Origin of the sequence: Pseudomonas paeninsulae, from assembly GCF_035621475.1 — a bacterium.
Lineage (GTDB): Bacteria > Pseudomonadota > Gammaproteobacteria > Pseudomonadales > Pseudomonadaceae > Aquipseudomonas > Aquipseudomonas paeninsulae.
Genome location: NZ_CP141799.1, coordinates 2,718,812 through 2,730,144, shown reverse-complemented (window position 1 = coordinate 2,730,144; position 11,333 = coordinate 2,718,812). Strand labels below are relative to the sequence as shown.

Below are 11,333 nucleotides of genomic sequence, written 5' to 3'. Positions count from 1 at the left end.
CCAGTCATTTCAACATGGAACTCCAAAAGGAAAAGCGATGAGCATTAGCCGATATGAAACCGCTGCGCGGATGAGCCGAGTTGTGGTGCATAACCAGACCGCCTATTTGTGCGGGCAGGTGGCAGAAGACCGTAGTGCGGGCATTCAGGAGCAAACCCGCACCATGCTGGCCAAGGTCGATACGCTGCTGGCGTCGGTTGGCAGCAACCGTGAACAGCTGCTGTCCGCCACTATCTACCTGAAGGATATGAGCCTGTTTGCCGAGATGAACGGTGTATGGGACAGCTGGGTTCCGCCAGGCTTCGCCCCTGCGCGAGCCTGTGTCGAGGCCAAGATGGCCAGCCCCGAGCTGCTGGTAGAAATCTCGGTGATTGCTGCCACTTCTTAGTAGTTTAATTTGCTGCGCACAGGCTCTTATTCAGTCTCTGGCCTGCTCAACTTTCAGAGTAAGGCAAGCGGCGAACAAAAGTAGAAGCACTGCTTAGCCGTAGACGAGGCGAAGCAGTGCTCCGAGTCCGCGCCTGTTTGTGTAGACAATTTCGAATGCCTACTCCGGGCCGGTACCTGCCTGTCGTCATAGGCAGCTTCGGGTCGGCAGCCGCCGGTCACGAACGTCCAGACCCGAGCCAGAGCCGACGCTGGTAACCGCCTACGAAACTAGGGGCGGTTCAGTGCCGCGCTTGGGTTCGTATAGAGTTTATGCGGCCAATGAGCTGTTGCTGATTCAGTTGATTAAGCGGACGCAAGGCCTGGGCTTTCGCTTGGCCGAACTTGCGCCGCTATTGGCCGGGCGCTCGGGTGAGCCGGACTGGCGAGCGTTCGCCGCGGCGATCGACGCTAAGCGGTTGAGTGTGAGTGCCGAGATTGCGCGCTTGCAGGCGCTGGATGGCAGATTGCAGCAGGTCGCTGGTGAGATTGTCAGTTGTTTGGCCGCTGCCGACGCAGCGCAGTCGTTAACTCAGCAGTGCGCTGTAGTGCCGGTGAGTGCCCGCTAAAGTCTGCTTGACTCTGCCATTAGGGGCAGACTTTACACTCGGGACTTGTGTTTTTGGAGTGAGCGAGATGGCTAAGCAAGTACTGGTGATTTTAGGTCATTCGGCAGCCAGCAGTTTGTGTGCAGGACTGAGTGACAGCTATGCGGCAGCGGCCACTGCAGCTGGGCATAAAGTGCGCATCTTGCGGTTAGCAGACGTGGCCTTCGAGCCAATCCTGCATGAGGGTTATCAACGTATTCAGGAGTTGGAGCCAGATTTACTGGCTGCGCAGGAGTCGATCCTGTGGGCCGAGCACTTGGTAGTGGTTTATCCGATTTGGTGGGGCAGTGTGCCGGCTCTATTGAAGGGCTTTCTCGATCGCATCCTGTTACCTGGCTTTGCGTTTAAATACCGCGCCGGTTCAGCCTTCCCTGACAAACTGCTAGTGGGCCGCACGGCGCAGTTGCTTGTCACGATGGACACGCCTCCTTGGTATTTTCGCTGGGTCTATCGGATGCCCGGTATTGTGCAAATGAAGAAGACCACATTGGAATTTTGCGGTATTAGCCCGGTTAAGGTCGCCACTTTTGGTCCGGTGATTGGTTCGACAGCGGCCGAGCAGCAACGCTGGCTGAGCAGTGCCGCCAGATTGGCGACGGCGCTTTGAAGGATGCTAGTTAGCCTGCTGTGCGCTGCGCTGCACCGGGGCACATGGCTAAAGCGAAGCCGGTCGAGCAGCAGCTAAAATGTTGGCTAGGCCTGCAGGAAAATGCGGCCTGATTTATTCCTCATGCATCTCGAAAGGCTACTGTGGATCGATTTTGTGGAAAAGTCGGCGTTGTCTTACTTGGCCTGTGCGGCGTTTTACAAGGTGGTTGTCGCGTCAGCCGTGCTTTTAAGCCGCTATTCTCAGTGCCGGTTGCAGCCGCTCTGGGTTGAGTGTGACAGCGCCGATAGGCTGCCAGTTTCGAGTGTTGCCTGACCCGCGATGCGGGTGTTGGTTACGGGCTTGCTGGTACAGCGCATGACTCTTGGTCAGCACCTCTTGATCCTCGCCGCGATGACGCGGCGCCGGGGTCACAAAGCGAATGCGACTGTGGCGATGTTCGTGGTTGTACCCGCGGATAAAATCGCGCCCCCAGCTGCGTGCTGCGTCCAAATCTGCAAAGCCGTCCCTGGGCCATTGCGGGCAGTATTTCAGGGTTCGAAACAGCGATTCCGAGTAGGGATTGTCGTTGCTTACTCGGGGTCGTCCATGCGATGGAGTGATGCCTAGGTCGTATAACTTGCTCAGCAGCGTCACCGGTTTGATTGGCGCGCCGTTGTCCGAGTGCAGCACCAAGGTGCTGACCCACGCAGTGCTAGGCCAGCCTTGGCACGATCTGGCTGGGTGGCAAGCTGGCAAAAGGCGCAAGATGGCACGGCGCTCGTCCTCACTCAGGGCATTGAGCGGTCGTGGGCGTAGCGTGGTGGTGCGCTCATTGGCTTGTATGGTCGGCGTTATTGCCCAGCGTTGCAGGCTGCGCAGCGACAGCCCGATCTCTGCGCCGGCCACCGCCTTGCGCGCACCAGAAGCGACAGCATGGTTAAGCCATTCAACAAATTGTTGCCGTTCTGGCAGCGCGGTCAAACGTCTTCGTTGTCGTTTCCCCAGAAAGCATTCATCCTTTTTCGCAGCACCAAGGTCGCAGCGGTTTCCGCCAGTGCCTTGTCTTTGCGCCGCAGCTGGCGCTCAAGTTTTGCTATGTGCTTCTTGTCGACACGCGCCTCCCATAGATCCATTCGGTGCCTGACAATTTGGCCAATCGTTGAGTTCGCGAGGTAATTCGCTTGGACTTTGTCCGGATACAGCTACTTCCAAAGCACTATTGCCCTTCAGTTAGCTAGTGTTTGATGCTGAAGTGCCGAAACCTGCCAGAGTCGAGTCTCGCTATGCCTGCCGTCTGTAACTTGCCGTCGCTCAATGTTGTCCCGCCGGAGTGTCGGCAATTGGCTAACGGGCTGCAGGTGGCCATGCTCAGTCTGCCGGGTACGGCCAAGACGGCGATCAGCGTGCGGGTTGCGGTGGGCAGCCATGATGAGCCGGCGGATTACCCCGGCATGGCGCATTTTCTCGAGCACCTGCTGTTTCTCGGCAGCAGTGCTTATGCCGTCGAGCAGAGTCTGATGGCATTCGTGCAGGCCTGCGGCGGGCAGGTCAATGCCTCGACCCAGGCGCGTCACACCGATTATTTCTGCGAGGTGCCGGCGGATCGACTCGACGAGGCCTTGGCCCGCTTGCTCGATATGCTGGCCCATCCGCTGCTGGATCAGGCGGCGCAGTTGCGCGAGCGTGAGGTGGTGCATGCCGAGTTCCTCGCCCGCGGCCAAGATCCCGACACCCTGGTGGCGGTGGCGCTGGGTCAGGCGTTGCCGGTTGGACATCGGTTCGCGGCTTTCCAGGCCGGCAACCGTGACAGCTTGGCCGTCGAACAGGCCGCCTTCCAGCAGTCGTTGCAGGCGTTTCACCAGCGTTTCTACCAGGCCGGACAACTGTCGCTGATGGTGGTTGGCCCGCAGACATTCGATGAGTTGGATGAACTGGTTCAGCGCCACGCTGCAGCCTTGCCGGGTCGGGGCCGCCAGCGGCAATCGTCCCCGGCACCGTTATTACCGCTGTGCGTGCAGCAGATGTGCATGACCCTGCCTGGCGGTGCGCCATCCCTGCAGTTGGGCTTCGTCCTCGAGTGGACAGAGCCAGACTTGGATCAAGCTCTGGATTATCTGCAGACCTGGCTGCGCTCAGAGGCGCCGGCGGGCTTGCTCGCTGGCTTGCGCGAGGCGCAACTGTGCCAAGGGCTGCAGGTTCGGCTGGTGTATCGCTACGCCGATCAGGCCATGTTGCTGCTGAGCTTTGTTGGCGTCGATGAGGCAGCCGCAACCCAGGCCGCGATTGTGGCCGCCGTGCTGGGCTGGTTGAGCTTCTTTGCCGGTGCCGATCAGCGTGGGGTTTTGTACGAGCGCTATCAGGCGATCCAGGGCCAGCGCCTGCACAGCATGCAGGCGCTGGCCCTGGCGCGTCATTGGCAGGATTGTCTGGCGGCAGGTTGGACCCCGGACGCTGGCTTGAGCGCGGCAGGGCAGGCCGCGCTGGCGGGGCTGTTGGCGCAGATGCAGGACGCCCGGCGTCTACTGCAACTGTTCGCCAGCACCCGGCCAATGCCCAGTTGGCCGGCTCCTGGCTTTGCCTTGCGGATGCAGGAAACGCCGCCGGTCAGCGCAGCGCCTTGCACCTGGCTATGGCAGTTGCCGCCGGCCAATCCATTTCTCGAACCTGCAGCTGTGGCAATGCCTGCCCTTGGCATCGCGCTCCAGATGCGCTGGTTTCCAGTTCCCGCCACGGGGGAGGGCGCACCGGGTGTTGCTGGCCAAGCCAGGCTCTATTGGTGCTGCTGGCTGGCCGAGCGGGTCGATGCCGACGAGTTGCAGGCGCTGTTGCGGGTGGCATTGCGAACCCTCGCAGCCGATGCGGCGGAGGTCGGGGTCGCAGTGCAATTGACCGCTCGGGACGATGGCTGGCAACTGTCGCTGCAGGGATCTGCCGGGTTGTTGCCTGCGGTCGTGCAGCAGGTGCTGGTAGCGCTGCTTTGTCCTGCGCCCGCTGCCTGGCAGCAAGGGCCGCGCGAGGCCCGGCAGGCTGTCATTCAGGCGCAAGCCGAGATGCCATTTAGGCAACTGCTCGGACGTTTGCCCGAGTTGTTCGCTGCGCCCAGGCGCGAGTGCACCGCGTTGACCCCGCAACGCCTGCAAGAGTGCTACCGACAGGCGCGGTTTGACGGTCTGGGCGTGGGGATGGATGCTGTCGGCCAAGCCGCGATCGAACGATTGTTCAGCTCGGTAGCGCCGCTGAGCACGCCAGAACCCTCAGCAATGGGTCCCGTTGGGCGTTACTGGCAAGACGCGGCCATCGACTGCAGTGACGCGGCGTTGCTGCTGTTCTGCCCGTTGCCGGCCCCGGATGCAGCGACCGAGGCCGCGTGGCGATTGCTCGCGCAGTTCTGCCAGGGCGCGTTTTACCAGCGTCTACGTAGCGAGTTGCAACTGGGCTATGCGGTGTACTGCGGATTCCGTCAGGTGCAGGCGCATCGCGGCATTGTGTTTGTCGTGCAGTCGCCACATGCGTCGGCTGAGCAAATCATCGGGTATATCGAGGCGTTTCTCCAGGTCCAGGGCGAGCGCCTGGCCGCCCTGGAGGATCAGGCGCTGGCGCTGACGGCCGCCGAGCTTCGTCGGCAGGCGCCCAGTAGTCCGCAGGATCTGGCCGAACAGCATTGGCAAGCGCACCTGGCCGGTTTTTCCACGGCGCACGAGACGGCCGTGTTGCAGGCCCTGGCCACGCTCGAACGGCCGCAGTTACTGGCAGCGCATCGTCAACTGAGCCAGGCCCAGGGCAGTTGGCGAGTGCTGGCCACCGCCGCCAAACCGGCGGCCGGCTGGTCATCGCCTAGCTGATCAATTGCGCCGCCTGTCCCTTCACTTCGCCACTATCAGGCCGGTCGTCGATCCGCCGGCAGGTCCGCGCGCGCCGCGGCGTAAAGGCCTACGACCTTTGGCTTGCTCCGTGGTCTGGCCAGGTCTTACGTCTAATTGTGTGCGCCGCTGCGCCCGGCCAAAGCAGCAGTTATTCAGCGCCATAGCAGCGTATGGCCGAGCGCCATGCTTTTCGATAATCGCCTCCGACACGATTGACCTCGCGGTCATCCCCCCAAGCGGAGAGCGTTATGCACAACAAGAAGATCGCCAACACCCGATTCCTGCCTCTGGCTCTGACTGCCGCCGTCGCCCTGGCAACAGCCCAGCAAGCGGCCGCGGAAATCGTCCTGTATGACCAGGACGGCACCACCTTCTCCACTGACGGTTACGTCAACGCCTTCTATGTGAACAGCGATGTCGATCGCGATGGTGAGCAGTTCGACCGCCGCCAGGCGCGGGTGAAGATGGGCTTCCTGCCTAACTGGATCGGCTTCAACTTCGGCAAGCAGATCGACGACCTCAAGCTCGGTGGCCGTTCTTCGTTCTGGGTGACGATCAACGACAGTGAAACCAATGGCACCGCCACCGCCATCGACGTACGCCAGTTCTACGGTACCGTCGCCAGTCCTGAGTGGGGCGAAGTGCTGGTGGGTAAAGACTTCGGTCTGTTCTCACGTTCGAACATCTTCCGCGACGAGATGCTGGCGGGTTACGGCAACGTCAGCGATACCCTGGGCCTGGTCGATGGCGGCGGCGTATCGTTCGGCAATATCGGCACCGGCTACCCGTACCCGTTCCCGACCGCGCAGATCACCTACCGCAACAACGGTCTGGCCGAAGGTCTGAATCTTGCCGTTGGCATCATGGACCCGGTGGATACCAGTGACGATGGCGCCGGCAAGTCCTATCAGGATCAGCCACGCTTCGAGTCGGAAGTCAGCTACCAGTTCGATCTTGCCGGCGCGACCATTTATTCCTGGCTCAACGGTGCCTACCAGTCCTCGGAAAGCACCGACAACAGCGTCGATACCGTGACTTCACAGGGCGTCGGCTACGGCATGCAGGCCAAGATGGGCGGCGTCTCCCTGACCGCTTCGGGCTTCCAGGCCGAAGGCATGAACCCCTTCTTCACCAATAACGCCGGTGAGCCGACCCTGCGTGAAATCGACAGCGACGGCTACTTGCTGCAGGGCTCCTACACCTTCGGCAAGAACCGCGTGGCGCTGTCCTATGGCAAGACCGAGGATGACGGCAACGGTCTGGGTACTGCGGCCGACTACGAAACCCGTGGCGTCGCCTACTTTCGCACCATCAATGACAACCTCATGTTGGTCGCCGAGTACAACCAGTACCAGATCGATGCCGCCACCGGCAGCGGTCTGAATGAAGACACCGACACCTTAGCCGTCGGTGCCGTGCTGAACTGGTAAGACCTGGGGACGAGCCGGGCAGGGGAGACCCTGCCCGGCTTTTTTATGGAGGTGTGCACGCTCATCTACAGCCTGGAACTGTTGCTGATCCTGCTGATCGTGACCGCGTTGTTCTTGGTGCTGCCGGTCATTCTCAGGCGCTGTATCTAGAACGCGGACCGAGCATCGTTCGCAGGCATGAGGCGTTCTCCGTCCGTAGGAGCGGGCCATGCCCGCGATGGACTATCTGTCGGACGATTTTTCCCGGACACCGCTTGCAGCGGTTCGCGGGCACGGCCCGCTCCTACGAAGGCAGCGAACGTGAGCGACGTGATCGTCACGCCTGCGATGACTTGACTGTCGAACGACTTCCCGGCACCCGTGCGCTGGGATGGACCGCTACTTTGGAAGTAGGTCGGCGCGACTCAAGTTGCATGGGGCTAAACCTGAGAGCTTCGTAGAATAACCCAATGCCAGGTGGGTTTTTTATTGGGGCAAGCTATGCAGCAGGAACGGACTGAAGGCGTCGTCACCGCTACCTCGAGTGCCACCGATGTGGAACTGGTGGCGCAGGAACTGGCACGTCAGCTGATTCACCCGCACCTGGGCTTCGTGCTGTTCTTCTGTTCGGCGCAATACGACCTGGCAAGCCTCGGTGAGGCGCTGGATCAGTACTTCGGCGGCATCAACCTGATCGGCTGCACCAGCGCCGGGGAAATCACCCCGCATGGCTACGGCCGTGGCTGTGTTAGTGCGGTCGGTTTCGATCACCGCAGCTTCTCGATTGCCAGTGCGTTGATCGACGAAATGGAGCGTTTCAGCCTGATCGACGCCCAGCAGTTGGTCGAACGTCTGGCCAAGGATTGTCGCAACAACGAGCTGGCTTCGATCAAGGGCCACAGCTTCGCCCTGACCCTGCTCGATGGTTTGTCCAGCCGCGAGGAGGTGGTGCTCGGCGCACTCAGTGCGGCGTTCGGCAGCATCCCGCATTTCGGCGGTTCGGCCGGCGACGACAACCACCTGACCCATACCCACGTCTACTACGGCGGTCAGTTCCACACCGGTGCGGCGGTGGTGGTGCTGTTCAACACCTGGCTGGATTTTGAGGTGTTCAGCACCCATCACATCCAACCCTGCGCCGAGAAACTGGTGGTGACCCGGGCCGACAGCGCCAGCCGGCGCGTATTCGAGCTGAACGCGGCGCCGGCCGCGCAGGAATACGCCGAGTTGATCGGCGTGCCGCTGGAGGCCCTCGATCACCGGGTGTTCGCCGCCAATCCCCTGGCCGTGCGCATCAGCGACCAGTACTACGTGCGCTCGATCCAGCGGGTCAATGAAGACCTCAGCTTGAGTTTCTATTGTGCGGTGGAGAACGGCATCGTCCTTACCGCCATGCGTCCCGGGCCACTATTGCCCAACCTGGAAAGCCTGTTCGACGGTCTGCGCGAGCGCCTCGGCCCCTTGCTGCTGACCATCGGCTGCGACTGTTTTCTGCGGCGCCTGGAGATCGAGGACGACGGCGGTGTCGAGCCGGTCTCGGCGTTCCTGCGCAGCCAGCAAGTCATAGGGTTCAATACCTACGGGGAGCAGTTCAATGGCATGCACATCAACCAAACCTTCACCGGAGTCGCCATTGGCCGTCCCGGTCGAGGTTGATGTCGCCGAGCTGCAAGCCCGCTGTGCGGCGCTGGAACGGGATAACCACAAGCTCAAGCGGATCAACAGCGCGCTGATCGAGCGGGTCGAGTCGGTCCATTCGCGCGGCGACGATGCCTATGCGGCCTTCCAGCACTCGGTGGTACTGGCCGAACAGGTGCGCGAGCGCACCGATGCGCTGAATCAGGCCATGGCCGAGCTGAAGTCCAGTAATCATCTGCTCAGCGATGCGCGTTTGCGTGCGGAAACTGCCCACCAGCACCTGATCGATGCCATCGAGAGTATTTCCGATGCCTTCGTGCTGTTCGACAGCGAACAACGCATCGTCCTGTTCAACAGCCGCTTCAAATCGTTATGGGCGCACAGCCGTGCGCGCATCGGTGCCGGTACCCGGTTGGCGGAGATCAAGCGCCTGAGCAAGAGTACTGGCCTGGTGGTCGAGGAGCAGCGCGGCAACCGCGACGAGCACATGCTCTACCGCCTGCGCGACGGACGCTGGGTGCAGGTCAGTGAACGGCCGACCCGTGAGGGCGGCCTGGTGATCCTCTACACCGACATTACCGAGGTCAAACTCAACGAAACCCTGCGCCGCGAGCAGGCCCTGGCGCAGAAATCGCGGCTGCTGCAGCGTGTCATGGACAACCTGTCGCAAGGCATGGCCATGGTTAATGCCGAGGGTCAGCTGGAACTGTGGAATCACCGCTTTCTCGACCTCTGCGGTCTGGCACCGATCAACGCCCATCGGCCCTTCGCCGAGGTGATGGCCGACAGCGAGTTGCAACTGCTGAGCCCCGACAGTCGCGATGCCAACGGCAAGCCTATCGAGGAACTGGAGCTGCGCCTGTACGACGGGCGCATGCTCGAGGTGCGCACCCATCCTCTGCCCACCGGCGGCTTCGTCAACACCTTCACCGACATCACCGAGCGCTATCGGCATGCCGAAGCCCTTAGCGAAAGCGAACGCTGGATCCGCCTGATCACCGACCATGTGCCGGCGCTGATTGCCTACCTTAACGCCGATCTGGTCTACGACTTCACCAACAAGGTCTACGAGGAATGGTACTGCTGGCCGCGTGGCGCGATGCTCGGCCAGAGCCTGCGCGAGGTACACAACGAAGAACATTGTCGGCGCCTGGAACCCTATATCGAGCGGGCGCTGTCCGGCGAGAGCGTGACCTTCGAAGTGGCGGAAACCAACCACCAGGGCCAGGAGCGCTACATGCTGCGCTCCTATGTGCCGAACCGCCAGGCCAGCGGCGAGGTGACCGGGATCTTCGTGTTGATCCGCGACATTACCGAGCGCCGCCGCACCGCCGAGGCGTTGCATCAGGCCTACCAGCACCTGGAGCAGCGCGTACGCGAACGCACCGCCGAACTCACCGATCTGAATGCCCAGCTACGCAGCGAAATTGACGAGCGTACGCAGATGGAAGCGCGCCTGCGCGAAGCCAAGGGCGAGGCCGAACAGGCCAACCTGTCGAAAACCAAATTCCTCGCCGCGGTCAGCCACGACCTGCTGCAACCCTTGAACGCCGCCAGGCTGTTCACCAGCGCGTTGCTGGAAAAACGCGAGCTGGTCGAAAGCGCTGCGCTGGTGCGCAACGTCAGCAACTCCCTGGAAGATGTGGAAAGCCTGCTCGGCACCCTGGTGGATATCTCCAAGCTGGATGCCGGGGTGATCAAGCCGGATATCGCCCCGTTCGCCGTCAGCGAACTGCTGGAAAACCTCGCCGCCGAATACCACCAGATTGCCGGCAGCGAAGGTCTGCGCCTGGATTTCATCGCCAGCTCGGCGCTGGTGCGCAGCGACATCCAGTTGCTTGCGCGGATCCTGCGCAACCTGCTCAGCAACGCCATCCGCTACACCACCAGCGGGCGTATTCTGCTCGGCTGCCGCCGGCACCGGCAGAGCCTGTCCATCGAAGTCTGGGACACCGGCATCGGTATCGCCGAGGACAAACTCGGCGAGATTTTCCAGGAATTCAAGCGCGGTGACGTTAGCCACCGCAAACAGGATCGCGGCCTCGGCCTGGGTCTGGCCATCGTCGACAAGATCGCGGGCATGCTCGGCCACCGTATCCGTGTGTCCTCGCAATTGGGCAAGGGCTCGATGTTCGCCATCGAAGTCCCGCTGACCACCCTCGCGCCCAGGGCTCGGGTGATGCATGACGCACCTGATCTGCTGATCGAGCGCCTGAGCGGTTCGCGCATCTGGGTGCTGGATAACGACGCGGCGATCTGCGCCGGCATGCGCACCCTGCTGGAAGCCTGGGGCTGCCAGGTGGTCACCGCGCTCTGCGAAGAAGACCTGGCGCGCCAGGTCGACAACTACCACGCCGAGGCCGACCTGCTGATCGCCGACTACCACCTCGACGACGGCCACAACGGCGTCGACGCCGTGGCCCTGATCAACTCCAGGCGCAGCACGCCGTTACCGGCGCTGATGATCACGGCCAACTACAGCAACGAGCTCAAACTGCAGATGCGCGAACTCGGCCACACCCTGATGCACAAGCCGGTACGGCCGATGAAGCTGAAGACCGCGATGAGTCATTTGCTGGAGCGCGGAGCGGGTTGACGTTTGCGTTTGCCGGCTGTGATGGCTATCGCTGCGCTCATCCTACAGGAGCCTCCGTAGTCCAACCGTAGGATGGCGTTGAGCGGAGCGATACCCATCGAACGATTTACGCCTGTACTCGATTGTCGTGGCTGACATCCATGATGGGTTACGGCGCGGTTATTCTGCTGGCAGCAGGCCAACTTGCGCGCGCCTAACCTACGC

General features: G+C 61.7%; 7 protein-coding genes and 1 pseudogene. 7 read left to right on the top strand and 1 reads right to left on the bottom strand.

All coding sequences use genetic code 11. The features are described from left to right. Positions 1-37: 37 nt before the first annotated feature. The 3 genes from VCJ09_RS12600 (at position 38) to VCJ09_RS12590 (ending at position 1,641) form a co-directional block, all read left to right on the top strand. On the top strand, positions 38-388 hold the full coding sequence (locus VCJ09_RS12600; RefSeq protein WP_324730543.1) for a RidA family protein: 351 nt from the start codon (positions 38-40) through the stop codon (positions 386-388). A gap of 292 nt (positions 389-680) precedes the next feature. Continuing rightward, entirely contained in the window at positions 681-995 is a 315-nt protein-coding gene (locus VCJ09_RS12595; RefSeq protein WP_324730542.1) for a MerR family DNA-binding protein, read from the top strand. Positions 996-1,062: 67 nt separating this feature from the next. After that, a complete protein-coding gene (locus VCJ09_RS12590; RefSeq protein WP_324730541.1) occupies positions 1,063-1,641 on the top strand; it encodes an NAD(P)H-dependent oxidoreductase in 579 nt (192 codons plus the stop codon). A gap of 228 nt (positions 1,642-1,869) precedes the next feature. On the opposite strand, the pseudogene VCJ09_RS12585 reads toward VCJ09_RS12590, so the two are convergent. After that, a pseudogene (locus VCJ09_RS12585) lies at positions 1,870-2,744 on the bottom strand (integrase core domain-containing protein); the annotation flags it as partial. A 162-nt stretch (positions 2,745-2,906) separates the two neighbouring features. On the opposite strand from VCJ09_RS12585, the gene pqqF reads away from it, so the two are divergent. The 4 genes from pqqF to nahK all read left to right on the top strand — a co-directional run bounded on the left by pqqF (position 2,907) and on the right by nahK (position 11,129). Continuing rightward, positions 2,907-5,465, top strand: coding sequence for a pyrroloquinoline quinone biosynthesis protein PqqF (gene pqqF / locus VCJ09_RS12580; RefSeq protein ID WP_324730540.1), 2,559 nt, complete (start codon positions 2,907-2,909; stop codon positions 5,463-5,465). A gap of 269 nt (positions 5,466-5,734) precedes the next feature. Beyond that, complete coding sequence (locus VCJ09_RS12575) at positions 5,735-6,916, top strand: porin (RefSeq protein ID WP_324730539.1); 1,182 nt, start codon at positions 5,735-5,737, stop codon at positions 6,914-6,916. A 480-nt stretch (positions 6,917-7,396) separates the two neighbouring features. Beyond that, a complete protein-coding gene (gene nosP, locus VCJ09_RS12570) occupies positions 7,397-8,551 on the top strand; it encodes a nitric oxide-sensing protein NosP (RefSeq protein ID WP_324730538.1) in 1,155 nt (384 codons plus the stop codon). Then, the gene (gene nahK, locus VCJ09_RS12565; protein ID WP_324730537.1) at positions 8,490-11,129 is read left to right on the top strand and encodes a hybrid sensor histidine kinase/response regulator NahK/ErcS'; all 2,640 of its coding nucleotides are present in this window, start codon (positions 8,490-8,492) and stop codon (positions 11,127-11,129) included. Before nosP ends, nahK begins: the two co-directional genes overlap by 62 nt. The last annotated feature ends 204 nt before the right edge of the window (positions 11,130-11,333 follow it).